This is a genomic window from Archangium violaceum (genome assembly GCF_016859125.1).
GTDB classification, from domain to species: Bacteria; Myxococcota; Myxococcia; order Myxococcales; family Myxococcaceae; genus Archangium; species Archangium violaceum_A.
This window is the reverse complement of record NZ_CP069338.1, coordinates 3,437,740-3,454,771: the sequence shown is the minus strand read 5'-3', so window position 1 is coordinate 3,454,771 and position 17,032 is coordinate 3,437,740. Positions and strand designations below refer to the sequence as shown.

The 17,032-nt window shown below is 70.0% G+C and carries 17 protein-coding genes; 8 read left to right on the top strand and 9 right to left on the bottom strand.

The window, feature by feature from the left end:
* Positions 1 to 7: 7 nt before the first annotated feature.
* Entirely contained in the window at positions 8 to 937 is a 930-nt protein-coding gene (locus JQX13_RS14860) for a UbiA family prenyltransferase (protein ID WP_203409673.1), read from the bottom strand.
* Positions 938 to 1,117: 180 nt separating this feature from the next.
* On the opposite strand from JQX13_RS14860, the gene JQX13_RS14855 reads away from it, so the two are divergent.
* Genes JQX13_RS14855 through JQX13_RS14840 form a run of 4 tightly spaced genes read left to right on the top strand, consistent with a single transcriptional unit; the run spans position 1,118 to position 5,105 of the window.
* Complete coding sequence (locus JQX13_RS14855; RefSeq protein WP_203409672.1) at positions 1,118 to 2,353, top strand: cytochrome P450; 1,236 nt, start codon at positions 1,118 to 1,120, stop codon at positions 2,351 to 2,353.
* A gap of 18 nt (positions 2,354 to 2,371) precedes the next feature.
* Positions 2,372 to 2,545 carry a hypothetical protein gene (locus tag JQX13_RS14850; protein WP_203409671.1) on the top strand — a complete coding sequence of 58 codons (174 nt, stop codon included), beginning with the start codon at positions 2,372 to 2,374 and terminating at the stop codon, positions 2,543 to 2,545.
* Positions 2,535 to 4,358, top strand: a complete 1,824-nt coding sequence (locus JQX13_RS14845) for a Tox-REase-5 domain-containing protein (protein WP_203409670.1) — start codon at positions 2,535 to 2,537, stop codon at positions 4,356 to 4,358. Before JQX13_RS14850 ends, JQX13_RS14845 begins: the two co-directional genes overlap by 11 nt.
* A gap of 12 nt (positions 4,359 to 4,370) precedes the next feature.
* Positions 4,371 to 5,105 (top strand): Imm52 family immunity protein, encoded by a 735-nt coding sequence (locus tag JQX13_RS14840; RefSeq protein WP_203409669.1) that lies wholly within the window; start codon positions 4,371 to 4,373, stop codon positions 5,103 to 5,105.
* Positions 5,106 to 5,605: 500 nt separating this feature from the next.
* On the opposite strand, the gene JQX13_RS14835 is transcribed toward JQX13_RS14840, so the two are convergent.
* The 3 genes from JQX13_RS14835 to sitA5 form a co-directional block, all read right to left on the bottom strand.
* Positions 5,606 to 6,301, bottom strand: a complete 696-nt coding sequence (locus JQX13_RS14835; protein ID WP_203409668.1) for a hypothetical protein — start codon at positions 6,299 to 6,301, stop codon at positions 5,606 to 5,608.
* A 125-nt stretch (positions 6,302 to 6,426) separates the two neighbouring features.
* The gene (locus tag JQX13_RS14830; protein ID WP_203409667.1) at positions 6,427 to 7,044 is read right to left on the bottom strand and encodes a hypothetical protein; all 618 of its coding nucleotides are present in this window, start codon (positions 7,042 to 7,044) and stop codon (positions 6,427 to 6,429) included.
* A 7-nt stretch (positions 7,045 to 7,051) separates the two neighbouring features.
* Positions 7,052 to 8,626 (bottom strand): SitA5 family polymorphic toxin, encoded by a 1,575-nt coding sequence (sitA5, locus tag JQX13_RS14825; RefSeq protein ID WP_239014757.1) that lies wholly within the window; start codon positions 8,624 to 8,626, stop codon positions 7,052 to 7,054.
* A gap of 214 nt (positions 8,627 to 8,840) precedes the next feature.
* Between sitA5 and JQX13_RS14820 the strand changes: the two genes are divergently transcribed.
* Complete coding sequence (locus JQX13_RS14820) at positions 8,841 to 9,848, top strand: hypothetical protein (RefSeq protein WP_203409666.1); 1,008 nt, start codon at positions 8,841 to 8,843, stop codon at positions 9,846 to 9,848.
* A gap of 98 nt (positions 9,849 to 9,946) precedes the next feature.
* On the opposite strand, the gene JQX13_RS14815 is transcribed toward JQX13_RS14820, so the two are convergent.
* From JQX13_RS14815 to JQX13_RS14795, 5 genes are all read right to left on the bottom strand, one after another.
* Positions 9,947 to 10,831 carry an AraC family transcriptional regulator gene (locus JQX13_RS14815; RefSeq protein WP_203409665.1) on the bottom strand — a complete coding sequence of 295 codons (885 nt, stop codon included), beginning with the start codon at positions 10,829 to 10,831 and terminating at the stop codon, positions 9,947 to 9,949.
* A 165-nt stretch (positions 10,832 to 10,996) separates the two neighbouring features.
* Positions 10,997 to 11,773 (bottom strand): hypothetical protein, encoded by a 777-nt coding sequence (locus tag JQX13_RS14810; RefSeq protein ID WP_203409664.1) that lies wholly within the window; start codon positions 11,771 to 11,773, stop codon positions 10,997 to 10,999.
* A complete protein-coding gene (locus JQX13_RS14805) occupies positions 11,770 to 12,288 on the bottom strand; it encodes an RNA polymerase sigma factor (protein ID WP_239014756.1) in 519 nt (172 codons plus the stop codon). Before JQX13_RS14805 ends, JQX13_RS14810 begins: the two co-directional genes overlap by 4 nt.
* 24 nt (positions 12,289 to 12,312) lie before the next feature.
* Entirely contained in the window at positions 12,313 to 13,392 is a 1,080-nt protein-coding gene (locus JQX13_RS14800; RefSeq protein WP_203409663.1) for a hypothetical protein, read from the bottom strand.
* A gap of 27 nt (positions 13,393 to 13,419) precedes the next feature.
* Positions 13,420 to 14,397 (bottom strand): hypothetical protein, encoded by a 978-nt coding sequence (locus JQX13_RS14795; protein WP_203409662.1) that lies wholly within the window; start codon positions 14,395 to 14,397, stop codon positions 13,420 to 13,422.
* Positions 14,398 to 14,618: 221 nt separating this feature from the next.
* Between JQX13_RS14795 and JQX13_RS14790 the strand changes: the two genes are divergently transcribed.
* The 3 genes from JQX13_RS14790 to JQX13_RS14780 all read left to right on the top strand — a co-directional run bounded on the left by JQX13_RS14790 (position 14,619) and on the right by JQX13_RS14780 (position 17,010).
* The gene (locus JQX13_RS14790; protein ID WP_203409661.1) at positions 14,619 to 15,029 is read left to right on the top strand and encodes a hypothetical protein; all 411 of its coding nucleotides are present in this window, start codon (positions 14,619 to 14,621) and stop codon (positions 15,027 to 15,029) included.
* Positions 15,030 to 15,297: 268 nt separating this feature from the next.
* On the top strand, positions 15,298 to 15,732 hold the full coding sequence (locus JQX13_RS14785; protein ID WP_203409660.1) for a CBS domain-containing protein: 435 nt from the start codon (positions 15,298 to 15,300) through the stop codon (positions 15,730 to 15,732).
* A gap of 126 nt (positions 15,733 to 15,858) precedes the next feature.
* The gene (locus JQX13_RS14780) at positions 15,859 to 17,010 is read left to right on the top strand and encodes a site-2 protease family protein (RefSeq protein WP_239014755.1); all 1,152 of its coding nucleotides are present in this window, start codon (positions 15,859 to 15,861) and stop codon (positions 17,008 to 17,010) included.
* The last annotated feature ends 22 nt before the right edge of the window (positions 17,011 to 17,032 follow it).

Below are 17,032 nucleotides of genomic sequence, written 5' to 3'. Positions count from 1 at the left end.
CGGGGCCTCACAGCAGGATGAAGGTGCTCAGCAGCGCCAGGCAGTACCAGTAGGTGAACAGCAGGTACGTGCGGTGGTCCGCGGCCGGCGTCCGCCAGCCCACCACGCGCGCGGCGATGACCCAGCTGAGCAGCGCCAGGCCCGCGTCGAACGCCACCACCGCCGGCGTCAGCCCCAGCGGCACCATCAACACCCGGTGGATGACCCACGGCAGCAGCCCGAAGAGCCCCGCCAGCACGTAGCGCGTCCGCGTCTCCCCGAACACGAGGGGGAACGTCTTGCGCCCGCTCGCCCTGTCCCCCTCCACGTCCCGCAGGTCCTGCAGCGACACGAGGCAGAACACCACGCACGCGAGCACGCCAATCCACCGCCACACCGCCAGCGTCAGCGGCGCCGCCAGCTCCCACGCCGCCGCGAGCTGCGCCACCACCCCCACCGCGATGGACAGGTTCTTGGCCCACCACCGCCGCGCCCCGCCGCCCTCGTTGTGCAGCACGGTGATGAGCAGCCACAGGAGCGCCCACCGCCACACGCCGAACCCCCACCCCACCAGCGCGAAGAGCCCCGCGCACACAACCAACCGCCAGCGCGTCCCGCGCACCGACGCCTCTCCGCTCACCAGCGGCCGGTGCGGCTTGTTCAGCCTGTCCTCCTCCAGCCCCACCAGCTGATTGGACAGACAGAACACGTAGGCGAACAACCAGAAGTAGAGCGCGCCCCGGCCCAGCGTGCCGAGCAGCTCGCCCACCGGCAGCCGAGCATGCGCGCACGCCGCCCCGAGGAACAGCATCGCCGGCACCACCGCGGACGACGAGTCCCCTCCGGTGAACCTCCAACTCAGCCTGAGCTCCCGCAGGACGAGCCGTGGCCAGGCTCCCGCGTCCCCGGAGTGCGCCCCCTCCAGCGAGGTCTCCATCATCCCTCTGGGCTGCATCATCTCCACCCCCCGGCTCGCTCCATGCGCGCCAGGCTCAAAGCCTAACGCCAAACGGAGACAACGGAACTTCCGGATTGCCCGGAATCGTCCTCGCGTGCAGCCGAGCAAGGACTTTACAGGCACCTTGTGCCGGGCCCGGGAAGCGCGTTCCGCCTCATCGAAAACTGACACAATGGCGCCATGACCCCCTCCCAGCTCGGACTCGAGTTCACCCCGCTCGAGCCCCACTTCCTCAACGACCCGTTCCCCTTCTACGCACGGCTGCGCCGCGAGGCGCCCGTCACCTTCGCCCCCGCCTTCCACTTCTGGGTCGTCAGCCGCTACGCGGACGTGATGACCGCCCTCAAGGACGCGCGCCACTTCAGCTCACGCGACACGCTCCGCCCTCCCGTGGCGCTGCCTCGCGAGGTGATGGCCATCCTCGAGCCCGCCGGCTACAGGGCCGACTACCCCCTGCTCGGAGATGATCCGCCCGCCCATACGCGCCTGCGCGCCCTGGTGGGCAAGGCCTTCAACCAGGCGCGCGTGAATGCCCTCGAGCCGCGCCTCCGGCAGCTCGTCGGAGCGCACCTCGACACGCTCCGGGACGGGGAGCCCCGCGCCGAGCTCATCTCCCAGCTGATCTCCCCCCTGGCCATGGCCGTGATGACGGAGCTGCTCGGCCTGCCCACCTCGAGCGGCAAGCGCATCAAGCAGTGGTGCGACGACGAGAAGCTCTTCTTCGTGCCCATCCCCCTCGACCAGCACCTGCGCGCGGCCCGCGGCGTGGCCGACTTCCGCCGCTACCTGCGCGAGCTCGTCGAGGACCGCCGCAAGTCGCCCCGCGATGACCTCATCTCCTCGCTGCTCCAGGCGCGCACCGAGGGGGACAGGCCCCTGGACACCGAGGAGCTCGTGGCGCTGACGTGCGTGCTCGTGTTCGCCGGCCACGAGACGTCCACCAACCTGCTGGCCACCGCGCTCCACCACCTGCTGCGCCACCCCGGCGTCTGGGGCGAGCTGCGCAAGGACACCTACCTCGTGCGCAACGCCATCGAGGAGTCGCTGCGCTACGACTCGCCGGTGGTGGGGATGATGCGCACGACGACGGAGCCCCTCCAGCTCGGAGGCACCTCGCTGCCCGAGGGCGCGCGCCTGTTCCTCCTCTTCGCCTCGGCCAACCGGGACGAGTCCGTCTTCGAGCAGGGCGAGCGCTTCAACATCCACCGCGCCAGCGCCGTGAGGCACCTGGGCTTCGGCCACGGCCTCCACTACTGCGTGGGCGCGTCGCTCGGGAGGCTCGAGGCGCAGCTCACCCTGGAGGCCCTGCTCGAGCGCCTGCCGGGACTGCGGCTCGCGCCCGGAGAGCCCGTCACCTACCTGCCCAACCTCGTGCACCGCGTGCCCCGCCAGCTCCTGGTGGAATGGGACGCCTAGCCGGTGAGGACGCCCGCCGTGGAGGACAGACGGGTGCGGCTGCTCGGTCTCCGTCAGCACGAGGGGACGGGCGCAGAGGTGGAGGCCGTTGGCGCGGAGGGCTTCCGCCAGTTGCTGGAGTGGGCGCGCTTGCTGCCGCACCCGCCTTCAGGGTTGTTCTACCTGGGGGGAGGCCAGCGCCATGTCGAGTGAATACCCGAGTCCCGGGGCGGGGGAGGGCGGCGGTACGAATCTCAAGGTTCGGCGGAGCTCGCGGGGCAGGCCGTGGTGGACCTCGCGTGTAGTGGAGCTGGTGCTCCTCGGGCTGCAGACGGCGTGCGCGACGGGCTACCCCATGGGCGGGATGCTGGTTGGCGGCGCTCGCCATCGGTGGCGGGTACAGCACACGAGTTCCAGGCCACAGGAGATCGCTGGCCGGGCCCAGGAGGTGTCTGCACAGACGACCGGGGAGGCCAACGAGAACCCGGAGGGCACTGACGCGGGAGCCGAGGAGCGCGAGGCCGGTGTCCCGGTGGTGGTGGGCGCGGCTGAGGCTGCCGGGGCGCCGGAGCGGGCGCGGCAGCGACCGCGCGGCGCGAGCGCGGCGGACGAGGAGGAGGACCTGGAGGGGAAGGGCGTTGGATGGCCGGATGGCGTGGGCGACGGGCGGCCCTTCGAGGTGCCCATGACGCTCGACTACTTCCAGGGGTTCCTCGCGCGAGCGGGTGTGCCCAGCACCGCGTTGCCCAGGGACGGGCGCACGTTGGCGCCTCAGCAGGCATTGGAGCTGGTGCCCCATCTGCTCTCCACGCCGCTGACACCGGACAACTTCGGGCTCCGCCGCATGGCGGCACACCTGCTCCTGGAGGTGGCCGTTGGGGGCGAGGTCGTGACGAGGGACGAGCTATACACGCGGATGCGGCGCTTCTCGCGGCTGCTGGTGCTTCGTCCAGACGGCTATCTGGTGAAGGCCACCTCGGGAGTGGCGGTCCAGAAGATCGGTCAGGTCGTGCTCGCCGAGAACGGGACCCTACGGGCCGGGCGCTTCGAGGTGGGCCCATTCTACGCCAGCGACGGCGAGCGCCTCTTCCCGGTGGACCAGGCGCTCGAGGTTCCGAAAGGGGCGCGCCCGGCGGGCCTCTACAAGCCCGACGACAACCCGGCGCTGGCAGTGGCCGAGGGGGCGGTGCTCGCAGTAGTGGACATGGTGGAAGGCCTCTACCGGCTGGTCTTCTACACGGGCGAGACGCTCGAGGGGCTGGCGCAGCTTCCGGGGGCGGTGAGGCAGCTCTACGAGCACTCGCCGCAACTGTGGGAGGAGTTCCGCCACAAGCCCTACGCCGAGAAGGTGCGCACCGTATCGAGGATAGCGATGGGCGCGGTGCTGACGGTGGGCACGGCCGGTGCTGGAACCGCGAAGGTGGCGGCCTGGGGCGGCAAGCTGGGGAGCCTCACGGTGCCCCTGCTGTCGCTCTCGGGCGACGGGCTCCTGGCGGTGCGCCTGGTGGCCGTACCCGTGGGGAGTGTTGCCACGGCGGCGGCGCCAGCGCTGAGTGCCACCTACGTCCTGCACATGGCCAACACGAGCGCCCAGGGCGCGGGGGGCGGTGGTGGGTGGCCTCCAGTAGGCGGGCCCGGGCAGTGGGTGGAGGACACCTCCAACATGTCGGAGCAGGCCCGGGCCTACCAGGCCCAGGTAACGGGTGCCCCCAAGAAGTGGTGCTACAAGGTCTGCCGCGGAACAGACTGCGCGGAGTACGACGGCTTTGATCCGAAGACAGGAACACTGCTTGAAGCGAAGGCCCGCGAGTATCAGAAGTGGTTCGATAAGAAGCTCGACCCCCAGTGGAACTACCAGGGGCTCAACGGCATGCTCGAACAGGCGGAGCGGCAGCTCCGGGTTGCGAGAGGAATGCGCCTGCGGTGGCACGTCGCGGAGGAGAGGATGGTCGCGGTTCTTCGGAAGCATTTCGACGCTCGCGGCCTCCATGCGATTGAGGTCGTGTACACGCAGCCAGTGCTATGAGAGCCGTCACGCATGAGCGAGTCTTACGGTATCAAAGCTTATTGGGGAGCGCGGCCAGACTCGGCTGAGGAGTGTGCTCGGCGAGCGGAGACATTCTTCCGGCTGCTGGCGAAGTGCCATCCGAGCTACACGCGCTGGTATGAGCAGAACAATTCCAGCCGGAAGGCGCTTCAGCTCGGATTCGAGCCCACGCATGAGAGCTTCCTGAGCTTCTTCGGAAAGAAGAAGTATCAGAGCGGCTCGGACGGTTTTTCATTTGGTGCGTGGACGGGGCACGTGAAGCAGGACCAAGGCGGTATGGTCATGCTCAGGTGTGGGTCGAAGGCTGAGGTTGCGCCGAACTTCCTGTGGCTCTTCTACCCCGAGGAGGCCCTGGGTCACGAGCGGATGCTCAGCGCGCCCGTTGTCGCGGGCGTCATGCATGCCATTGCGTTGGCCTGGGAACCGGAGTGGGCGCTCGCGACGGCGGACGGACTCTGGAACCAGCTCTCCGGCGGCAGTCGCATCGGCTGCTTCCTGGGGTGGATGACGTATTTCTCGCGAGAGCGTGGGGAGGTGCCTGCCCTGCCCGCGCCGGTGCGGGTGGAGCCGGTAGGCGACAAGGGCACGCTCGTCATTCTGACTCCCGAGCGCCTCACCCCGAACAACCCCGAGCACATCGCTCTCGCCTGGCATGTCCAGAAACTGCTTGAGGAACGAGGTCTGCTCCGGCTCGTCGTTGAGCCACGGCCCATGCACCCTGATTGAGGTGAGGTCCGCGTGCGCCAGACAGGGCGGCTTGCCTCGACCTCAATCCCCTGATCGCCTACTTCGAGGAGCACAGCTAGCTGTGCATCTCAGCCAGGACGGAGCGGGACCTCATCTGGTGCGTCCCCTCTCGCCGTGACGAGTCACCACACCTAGGCGAAATCTCCTGGACTACCTCCGTCCGCTCAGCAGCCAAGGCGTCCTGGCGCACGGCCCACATTGAGCGAGAGGCGCGTCGTCACCGTGCGCGACTACAGCGAGGGGAGTGTCTTCAACGGCTCGGTGAGGACCTCGTCCTCGTCCAGCCCTACCCCTTACCCACCGACGCTGGCACCGAGGCCGGCATCGCCCGCGAGCACGAGCTCATCTCCCTGCTCGGCCCCGAGTGCTTCTACGACCACTCCCTCCACACCCTCCCCACCCGCCGCCCCTTCCTCGACACGCTCGGACACTCCCTTCATTGAAGCCGTGAGGGGAGTGTCCTCGAAGTCCCGGGCCCGCTACTCGATGACGATGGGCACCTCGATCCACTTATAGAACTCGGCATGGCAGGAGTTGAAGCCTTCGCACGCCTCCACGCCGGCGCCCCCCTGGCCATACACCCTCAGGACATAGCTGCCGGCCTTCAGCGTGGGCAGGGTCATTCGGATGTGGTTGCCATCCACCTGGAAGGCATCCACCTGCCGCGAGTCCGTTCCGCCCATCACCTTCACCTCCACCTTCTCGAGTTGGTCGGTCGCCGGAAGCCACTCGATGTCGACCATTGCCCCACCGCGGAGGGTGGCCTGCTCCTGGCCATTCACACGGATGCGCCGGGGCGCGCGGAGCGCCTGGAAGACAGCGCGCATCCTCGTGCGGCCCTCCGTGACGAGAAACTCGGTGCGCGGCTCGTCGGCCGGGCGCGGCGGGCCATCGAAGCTGGGGTACTCGCAGCTGAAGGCCCCATCGAAGCTCAGGTGCGTATCTCCCCGGCTCCACACACGGGTGGCCTCCCCGTTGATGGTGACTCGGGTGTCGGAGGGAACCCGGTAGCAATCTCCGCCCATGCTCCAGTCGAAGTGGAGCACGGCCGACTCTTCTTCACTCGCCTGCGGAACGAAGAGCCTCAGGCCTGGAATGTCTCGCAGCTCCCGGTGGAGCGGCTCGCGTCCGCAGGCGGTGACAGCCAGGGCCAGCAACAGCATGCGCTTTTTCATGGGCGCGCCGCTTTGCAGGGTCCGCGCCAACACCTGGACACAGAGAGCCGCGCCGCGCGGTGTGTAGCCGGTTGTACGGCCGTTGCACAGGGGAGGACACGCGGTGCACGCCGTGGCCGAGCGGCTCAGCGCACGATGAAGTCGAACCGCTCCACGGCCGCCTTGAGTTCCTCCAGCGTCGCGCCCGAGCGCTTCGCCTCGGCTGGCGCGTAGAACGTCAGCGCGACCGTCGTGGGCAGTTCCTTGAGCGGCCCCTTGAGGGTGACCGGGGTGAAGTCGCCAGGCCACGGCACGCTCAGCAGTTCCAGCCCGTGCTGGAGGGGGTCCACGATGGTGAAGCATGGCCACTTCGGAAGCCGGATCGTCCCCATGTCGCAGCCCTGAAACCGGCACAGGTCCAACCGGGCCTCGGAGAAGTCACAATCCTCCACTCCTCCGTGCTCCCACCATCGCTCGTCTCCAGCACGCTGACCAAAATCCACGCCCAAGAAGCGGCCCTTGAAGCGACAGCCCTTGAAGCTCATCGTCGTCAAGCGTGCGTCCACGAGCTCGCGCTTCGCATGAATGGTGCAATCGATCAGCTTCCCCCACATGGGAATGACCTGCCGTTCCCCCACGCCGATGACCACGGTGCAGCCCCGGAGTGTGAGATTGGGCCCGAGCCAGTAGTTTGCATCCTTGTCCGTCAGCTCGAGCCGCTCGCCCTCTAATTCTCGATTCTCGTAGTGGATGTTCGGACTCACGCGGACCTCAGAAGAAGATCATACGAAAGAACACGCCCTCCATCCGCCGCCCGTGAAGCTCGAAGTTCGATTGCGTCCCGGAGAGAAGTTCGTAGTGGTACCGCTGGCCCGCTGGGCCCACTACATCAACCCCCTGGCGTTTCCAATCCAACGAGGGAAAGAGCTTCTCGACTTCCCGCTCCACCCACCGTCCCCGCGCCTGACGCTCCAGCAGCGTTGCGCGGTGCACGAGCCCTCTCTTGAGCATTCGGTCGATGGCTGCCCTCACGCGCGGCGGGTAGCGAGAGGGTCCCCACCGTGCCGCCACCTGCCGCGCCGCCGCCTGGAGTTGATCACCCAAGGGGTCCGACGCGGGAATGTCGTTGACGGACACGCCTCGCGGCAGGTGCCAGCGCTCGCCGTTTCTCTCGACCTGCCTGTTGCCACCGCGGTGCCGATACACCTCTTTGGCCGGGGACCCGCCCGCGCTGGAGCCCGCCCCGCTGTTGTGGCTCATCATCGCGCCAGCCAGGGCCCCTTCGGGCGCCACGGTGAACGCCAGAGCCCCCTGCGCCGAGGCCTCAACCGCCCGCACCCGCTCCACCCGCGACAGAACCCAGCCCGGCCCGCCCTGCCCCACGAACTGTGACTGCGCGAGACGGAAGCCCGGCAGCGAGCGCAGGGCCGTGGGCACATCCCCCAGCGCCCGCCCCGAGAGCGCCGTCACCGCCAGAACGAGGGCCCGGGCCGCGTCCGTCCCCAGCACCCTGGCGAACCCCGCCCCGGCCTCGCGCAGCTCGTCGAAGGTGCTGGCCACGCGCGCCTTCATGACGAGCTCCGCCCAACCGTCCATGAGGCCCCACACCGTGTCGATGCCAAGCCAGGCCACCAGCACAACGGTGAGCACCGCGGCGATCCCCTTCGTCGCCGGTTCCGGCAATAGCCACAGGCCCAGGTAGAGACCGACCGCCCACATGACCGAGGCGAGAATCGCCTTGGGACTCAACTCCCGCCCGAGCGCCGCATACGTCTCGTCCAGGACCGAGCCGAAGGCCAGCGCCAGCGCCATCGTGCTCCGGTCATCCGAGCGCAGGTAGGGCCCATCCTCCAGGAGTCCGAGACAATCACCACCCCCTCGGACGATGCAGAATCGCTCGTACCTCGCCCGCAGCGCGGCCTCGGCTTGGGGCTCGAGGCGAACAGGCCCCCACTGCTCCTCTGGGAGCAGGGAATCCACCCTGCCTCGGCCCCCCTCTGCCCACGGGTCCAGTTCCGCCGCGAATCGACCTGCCGCCTCGACGTCCGAGACGGGCCGCGCCTCCTGGGCCTCGCGCAGCCACTCTCGCTCCTCGAGCAACGCCGCAGCCACCTCCCGCGGCGTGCCGTGCGCTTGGAGACCTCGCGCGAGGCGCTCCACCTGGACCCGAAACTCCGCCTGGTTGATGGGCACGGGCCGGGTACCCACTCGCCCCGGCTCGACCACCACCACGTCGAGAACCTCCCTCCCCTCGAGCCCACGCTCCGTCGCCGCGCCCGCTCCGGTCCTCTCGTCCTTCGCCAGCCCCCATGAGCCGGAACCGCCCCCACCCGCAGTGCCAGCCATGGGCGCACGTGTCGCGCACGCCGTCTGGAGGACCAGGGCGATCAGCCAGAGGCCTCCAGCCGCCGCCCACCACGGTCGCCCTCGTCCACCAGCGCCCTCCCTCTCGACAGTACGGCGGTGCGATTTCTCCAAACCTGGTGCCTCCCCCCGAATGGAAACCTGCCCGGAGGATAAAGGAGGAATCCCCCCGCGCTCTGGCCCTACGCTCCCCGGGATGACGACGCCGAAACCCGTGGTCCTCTGGACCTACGCCCCCCTCGAGGAGCGCACCGACCCGGAGCCCTCCCCCGCGCATGCCACGCGCTACCTCCCGCGCGAGCTGCTCCCCGACCCGCGCCACGAGCTGCACCTCGAGGACGAGGGCGTCGAGTTCGGCCCCGGCGACGAGGTGCGCTACCCGCCGCTCGCCGAGCGCCTGCAACGTCTCGCCTCCTGCTCCAGGGAAGGCCCCAGCCCCCACGCCGAACGCTGCCTCGCTCACCTCGCCGCGCTCGACAGGGCCGCCGCCGTGGAGATCGCCCGCCAGTGGAGCCAGTCCGAGCTCCCTGAAATGGCCCAGCCCCTCGTCACCGCCCTCCTCCAGTTCCCCTCCCCCGGCTCCCTGGAGTCCTTCCTGGACGGCCTCGGCCTGACGGATCAGCTCTCCCTGGACCTCGCCGACACCGAGGAGCGCCCCATCTCCCTCGAGGAGCTGCTCCTCCAGCGCGGCCGCGCGCACGTCTTCCCCCTTCGTCCCGAAGAGGATTCCGTCCGCCCCGACAGGCTGCTTCGGGAGCTCGCCTCGCTCGCTCCCGGCGTCCTCGACGGCCTTCTCCTCGAGCAGCTCCCCCCGGCCGAGTCGAAGCTCGACGGCGAGGGCCTGGAGACCGACGACGCCGAGGAGGAGGATTTCCTCGAGTACGCACCCGCCGGGCGTCTCGTCGCGCACGGTGCCGGCAAACGCTACGAGGCTCCCGCCCGCGGCGAGTTCGCCCTCGACCAGGACGACGGATTCATCGACCCCGGTGCACTGCTCGACTTCCTCAATGCCCTGGCTCGCGCTCGGGGCAGTGACGTGCGCTGGGTGCTCTTCGACACCGACGGAGAGGCCTGTGTCGTCGCCGCGGGCCCGGCTCCCGCCCTCGAGGCCCTCCAGGCCCGGGGCCTCATCCCCGCCACCTCTCCCGAGCGGATCCGCGCCATCGAGGCGCGGTATGGCGGCGGCTCGCCTCCCGAGCTCTAGGGGCCGGTCCGCGCGGTTCTTGGACACGGCCAGGAGCACGGAGATGCATACCCTCACCCCCCGCCCTCTCCCAGGGGGAGAGGGAGCAACTCAACGAGCTACTTCAGCGGCAGGAATATGTCCGTGACGGCCTCGTGCTCCGGCACGTCCGGGAAGAAGCGGACGCGCTGGAGGAACAGTGGGAAGTCCCGCGGCTCCTCGCCGCTCCCCGGCAGCCACTCCGCGTACAGGTACCGGATGCTCGCCCCCAGCGTCTCGTCCGAGCCCGCGTGCCTCAGCACCGCGCACCGCCCTCCCGGGATGCTCTTTTCCACCACCCCGAACGTGTTCTCCTTCACCTCGCGCTCCGTGGCCGCGCAGATGTCGAAGCGGTAGTCCTCCGGTGCCACCTCCTCCGGGTTGTCGTGGAGGATGTTGAAGGTGGCGCTGAGTCTCGGCGGCAACCCGTGCTGCTTGCGCCAGGCGATGAATGTCCGCACGGAGTCTCCCACCCGCCGCGGCTCTCCTCGATGCTCGAGCGCCGCGACCTTCGTGTCCGGGAAGACGACGACCTTCACCTGCTCCGCCTGATGTGTGGGTTTCATGTGATGGTTCCTCAGCTCGCTCAACGGTTGGTACGTCGTGCGCCAGGGCTCCCACCGCGGCTGCTTCCTGAACTCCGAGGGCGTCTGCCCCACCCGCTTCTTGAAGGCACGTGCGAACGCCTCCGGGCCCTCGTAGCCGCTCGCCAACGCGACCTCGAGGATCGACTGCTGCGCCCGGAAGGCGAGCTGGTACGCGGCCCTCTTCAGGCGCTGCATCTGGACGTACTCGTATACGCCCATCCCGAAGAGCTCGGAGAACTGCCGGTGGAAGTGGAACTTCGAGAAGGCCGCCACGCGGCCGAGCCGCTCCACGCTCAGCTCCTCCTCCAGGTGCGCGTCGATGTACTCGAGCACCCTTCGGAATCTGGCGAGGTATTCGTCCGCGTTCGCCGCACTCAATGAAGTGTCCCCTTGACGCTCCTCAAGGTACCGGCCTCATCCACTGATGACCTGACAGATATTGCGATTGTGGAGCTCCAGGCTCGCAATACCCTCACCCCGGCCCTCTCCCGGAGGGAGAGGGGATGGCGTCGCTCAGCGCGCCCACTCCGCGTTCAACAGCGCTCAGGGCTTCGTGCCGGACAGCAGGCCCTGGATACGCACCCAATGCGTGGACGTCGGGTAGCGGGCCCGGAAGGCCCCGGCGCGCGCCCCCGCCTCCGCGCGGCGTCCCATCCTCACCAGCGCGTCGATGGCCAGCACCTCCCGCTCCTGCGCCAGTGCCCCCGAGGGGAAGCGCACCGCATGCCGCTCCGCCTCCGCGAGCGCCTCCGCCGCCTCCCCTCTCTGGAGTGCCTGATAGGCCCCCTCCAGCAGCGCGAGCTCCTCGTCCAGGGGTGGAGCCTCGGGCGCTCGTGCGCGCGGGACCCGGGGCGTGGGCGCGGCGGACGCCCTCGGCGTCACGGGCTCGGGCGGAGCGGGCTCGGGCGGAGCGGGCTCGGGCGGAGCGGCTTCCACTCGCGCCGGCTCGGGCGTGGGCCGGGTGAGCGCCGCCACGGGCTCCACCGCGCGGGTCTCCGCTCGCTCCCGCTCGAAGAGACGGCCCGCCTGGAAGCTGCCTCCCGCGAGCACCGCCACCGCCACTCCCGCGAGCACCTTCCCCTTCACTCCGGGCGCTGCCGCCGGCACCACGCTCCCCGAGGCGGAGGACGTCCCTCCCGATGGAGGCGCCGTCGGCGGTGCTCCCCCCGGCGGTCCGAGCAGCGGCCCCAGCTTCCCCGCCAGCGAGGCGAGCTGCTCGGCCGAGGGCTCGTCCAGGCGCGCCGCACCGAGCAACTCGCGCAGCTCGTCCGAGGCCTCGGAGTCCTGCTCCAGCAGGCGCACGGGCTCGCGTGGATTCATGACTCGCCTCCTTCCGCCCGGGCCCGGGCCACCGCCTGCTTCACGTGCTCGCGCCCCGCGTACAGCCGCGAGTACGCCGTCTGCAACGGACACCCCACCGCCCGCGCCACCTCCGCCATCGGCCATTGCTCGAGCTCGAAGAGCACGAACACCGCCCGCTTGTCCTCGTCCAGCTCGTCGAGGATCCGATCCAGCAGCACCCTCGCCTGCTTGCGCGCCACCACCTCCACCTGCTCCGGCGCCTGCGCTCCTTCCGGCAGCTCCTCGGCGGCCGTCTCCCGGCGGATGTGCGCCCGCCTCCGGTAGTCCGATGCCACGCGCCGGCAGATGCCGAACAGCCACGTGCGCACCGCCGCGCTCCCATCGAAGTCCGACAGGCGCCGGTGCACCACCACGAACGCCTCCTGGCACACGTCCTCCAGGTCCGCGTCCCGCACGCCCAGCCGGCGCAGCGTGCGCCACATGAACGGCGCGTTCTCGGCGTACACCCGTTGGAAGTCGGGGCGCGGCATCATCGGCAGGGGAACCAGCGCCCGACCCTACCCCATCCCTCCCCAGGGCCCGAGAAACGAAACGCCCACGTCCAGCGTCACCTGCACCGGCAGGCCCAACCGCAGATCCTCCGCCGTCCCGTCCGGCTTGAGCAGCCGCACCGTCGGACGCAGCCAGCCGAACCCCGCCCCCAGGCCCACGTGGAGCGCCGTGCGCTCGCCCAGCCTCCTCTCCAGCCGGGCGCGCGGGCCCAGGTCTCCTCGAATGATTGGCTCGAGCCGGCCCTGCTCGAAGCCCACGCTGTAGGCGAACACCAGCGAGAACGTGGCCGTGGCGCAGCCGGACGCGGACCACGCCCCGTCCGCCCAGGACACCGGGCACACGCCTCCCTCCGCCACGGACGTCACCAGGGCCAGGCGGCCCCCGTCCTTCTCGTAGCCGGCGTAGGGCGCCAGGGCCAGCCGGAGCAGCCACGGCCATCCACCAGGAGAGAACCAGGCGGTGCCGGAGATGCCGGGCGCCACCCCGAAACCCCCTCCCACCGAGCCCGTGGCCGCCGCCGTGAGCACCGTGCCCGAGCCGCGTGGCGCCGGTGGCCCCGGTTGAATGCGACTCCGCGCGGTCTCCGGCGGAGGCGCGACCCGGGGGACGGCGGGCGCGGAGGGTGGCGGAGGCTCGGAGGCCATGGGCTCCTGCGGACGCTCCGGCTCGGGCGCGCGCTCCGGCTCCGGCGGGCTCGCGGGAGCGGGGCGCGCGAACGCCGCCGAGGGATCGATCATCACGGCGATCACCAGCAGCAGGCGGGGCTCGATGGCGGTGCAGGCCGCCTCCGGCGTGGAGACCTCGCGGCTGCCGAGCACGTTGCCCCGCGCGTCCACGAGCGACAGCCTCGCCTTCCACCCCGAGGGCCCGCCGCGCTCGAGCACCCCGTCGATGAGGAACCCGGGCTCGGGCCCGAACACCGGGCGCCCCAGCCGCGCCTCCACCGCCCGGGCGAGCGGCGCCGCCTGGATGCACCCGGGCGCGCCATTCCAGCGCAGGCCCCAACGGGACTCGGGCCGTGGCCCGGCGAGCGCCGGACCACCGACGAGCAACAGGAAGAACGCACACCGGAGCATCACACCCATGCGCGGCGTTAAACCACGCGGAGTGTCTCAAGACGACGAGGGCGGAGTCCTCCGCATCACGACGCCCTCCTCGCCGACGGCCCAGACATCCGTCTCGCTCGCGCCCCAGACATCGCGGAACGTGAGTCCCCCGTACAGGTCCTCCTCGCGCTCCTCGAGCCACGTCTCTCCGTCGAAGTGGAAGATGGTGCCGAGCTCGCCCACCGTCCACGCCTGAGCTCCCGAGCCCCACACACCGATCCACCCGTTGCCGAGCAGCGGGAAGTCCGTCTCCTCCGCGGGCAGCAGCGTCCAGCCGTTCCCGTCCTTGCGGACCACCCTCCGGTCCCCGACCAACTCACAGAGCATCCACATCTCGCCGGACGCCGTTCCCGTCAGGTCCAGGACATCCGGATACGAGCCGATCTCCAGGGGCACGGCACTCCACGCCGAGCCCGTCCAGTGCATCAGCTTGTCGCCCTCCGTCTGGGAAACCCAGACATCCCCCGGCCCCGAGCCCCACACCTGGTTCGCCGCCCACATCGACGAGCCGGGAAAGACTCGCACCGCCCAGGTCTTCCCATCGAAGTGCAGGGCCCCGCGAATCATGACGCCGGTATCCAGCGTCACCCAGACATCGTCCGGACCGCTGGCCCAGACTCCCGTGAGACGATTGGAGGACCCGACGTCCACCCGGGACCAGCGGCTTCCATCCCAGTGCAACACCACGCCCTGCTGGCCCACCGCCCACGCGTCCCGGGGCCCCACGGTCCACACCGCGCTCAGGTCCACGCTCGTTCCCGACTCCACCGCGCTCCAGCTCCTTCCATCCCAGTGGATGGTGGTCCCCAGCTCCCCCACCGCCCAGATATCGCTGGCACCGCTACCGTGGATCGCCGTGAGCGACTGCGTGGTCTTGCTGTCCGCGCGTACCCACTCGACTCCCCGCCCGCCACACGCGGTGAGCACGCCACTGGCCGTCAGCAGGGCCAGGCATCCAACACGAATCACATTCAACAGGTTCAAGTTCTCTCCCATTCAGGTGTCCGACACCCCCTGAATGGGAGGACCCCGCCGTTTTTTTGAACCGGATTTCCGTCCCCATTCCGCTCGCGGCCCCGTGCGCCCCCCGTCCGGGTCGACCGCCGGGTGGTGGACACCACATCCCCGCGTCCGGACGACGCCCCTCAATGTCAGACACCTCGCGTAGGGTGTCCTTCCGAAGATGATGAATCACGAGGTGTCGCATGAGCTGGATCATCTATTTGATGGGCGCCGCTGGCTTCGACTCGGTGAGGGACTTCCCCGAGGGTTGGTCACCTCCGCCGCTCGGCCCGCGCGAGGTCGTCATCCGCCGGCTGCACGAGGCCCTGCCCTCCATCGTCTTCCCCACGCTCGCCGAGGGCTTCTTCCACGGTGACGGCTTCTCCATCACCTTCGAGCTCGGCCCCTGGGAGCCGACGCCCCGCGTGAAGCTGCTCGTCCACGGCGAGGGGGACGAGGTGCTCCATCTCATCGGCAAGGTGGCCGAGGTGCTCGACGCGCGCGCGCTCGACACCGGCCTGGGGGACTTCATGCGCTTCCACAAGGATCCGGACACCGGCCGTCACGTCTGGCGCGACGCGCCCAAGCCGGGCCAGTGGGTGGCCCCGGCCTGAGTCCCGGGGACGGGGAACCCGCGAGCGTCCAGGCAGGCGCCGCTCCCCTCCTCGGGCCCCCGTCGGGCCCGCCCACCTTCATGAGGGGCACTCGCGCGCCGGCCCCCAGGGGGACCCGCCTCCGCACCGGAACGGGCCGGGGCTCCGCGACCGCTCGGACGCTCTCCGGGAGGACGGCCCCGACCCGCGTTGCCCCCCGCCGGGATGCTCCCCACGGTTTGGCGGAAGGGGAGCCGACACCCCGCGGCCCCCAACCCAAGGAGCGGCCATGGCCAAGATGATTCGTGAAGTGATGACGCGCGACGTGGAGGTCATCAACCCCAACGACACCCTCCGCGACGCCGCGGAGAAGATGCGCAGCCTCAACGTGGGTCCCATCCCCGTGTGTGACGGCCAGCGCGTGCTGGGGATGATTACCGACCGCGACATCGTCGTGCGGGCGATTGCCCTGGGGAAGGACCCCAACACCACCCAGGTGTCCGACGTGATGACCTCCGGCATCCAGTACTGCTTCGACGACGATGACGCCGACGACATCCTCAACCGGATGAAGGAGAAGCAGATCCGCCGCTTCATCGTGGTGGACCACGACAAGAAGCTGGTGGGCATCGTCGCACTGGGAGACCTGTCCGGCGAGACGAGCGAGAAGAAGGTGGGCGAGGCCCTCGAGGGCATCTCCGAGCCCGCCAGCTCCTCCATCTGAAGGTGACGGGCGGGCCCCGTCCGTTCCCGAGGCCAGCCCGCCCTCCGGCCAGGGGCCATCCCATCGCCCTCCGGCTGGATGGTTCCGCCCACCAGGAACCCCACCTTTCCCTCAAAGAGGTGTCACGTGCGCGGAGCCTTCAAAATCGCCACCCTGCGGGGCATTCCCATCCGGGTGCACTACTCCTTCCTGTTGGTGCTGCCCTTCCTGGCCTGGCTCTTCGGACAGGCCTTCCGCAGCGCCGCCGAGGCGGCCGAGGTGCCCCCCGAGCGGCTCGTGGGCCATCCCCTGATATGGGGGTTGGGGCTCGCGGTGGCGCTCTTCCTCGCCGTGCTCGTGCACGAGCTGGCCCACTCCATCTACGCCCTGCGCAAGGGAGGCGAGGTCTCCGACATCACCCTGTTGATGATTGGAGGCGTGTCGCGCATCAGCCGGATGCCCCAGGGCTCGCGGCACGAGGCGCTCATGGCGCTGGCGGGCCCCGTCACCAGCCTCGTGCTGGGCGGGCTCTTCCTGGCCAGCTACGTGCTGCTGGAGGGGGCACGCTCCTTCAACCTGCAATTCGCCGTCTTCTACCTGGGCTACCTCAACGTCTTCCTCGGCGTCTTCAACCTGCTGCCGGCCTTCCCCATGGACGGGGGCCGCATCCTGCGCGCGCTGCTCACCGGGAGGCTCGGCCGCGTGCGTGCCACGCGGGTGGCGGGAGCGGTGGGCAAGGGCTTCGCCGTGCTCTTCGGGCTGGTGGGCCTGCTCGGCGGCAACTTCATCCTGATCATCATCGCCTTCTTCGTCTTCATGGGGGCGGAGGGCGAGTCGCGCGAGGTGCTGGTGCAATCCCTGCTCAACCGGGTGCACGTGCGCGAGCTGATGGTGGCGCGCACGGCGGTGGTGGAGGCGGGGGCGACGCTGGAGGAGGTGGCCGAGCGCATGCGGACGGAGCGGCGGAGGGCCCTGCCCGTGGTGGAGGAGGGGCGCGTGGTGGGGCTGGTGACGCTGGCGAGCGTGCGGCAGGTGCCCGTGCCACGGCGAGCCCAGGTGCGGGCGCGCGAGCTGGCCGTGCCCGTGCCCGAGCTCTCCCCGGACGCCACCGCCTGGGAGGCCTTGAAGGAGATGGGCCAGCGCCGGCTGCCACAGCTGCCCGTGGTGCACGAGGGCGTGCTGGTGGGCACCGTCACCCAGGAGGACGTGATGCGGGGCATGGAGCTGCGCGAGTTGGAGGACACCAACACCCGGGGCCCGTGGGGGCTCGGTCCCCGCGAGCGCGAGTCGCCCACCTGAGCACCTCGGGCGGCTCGAGCAC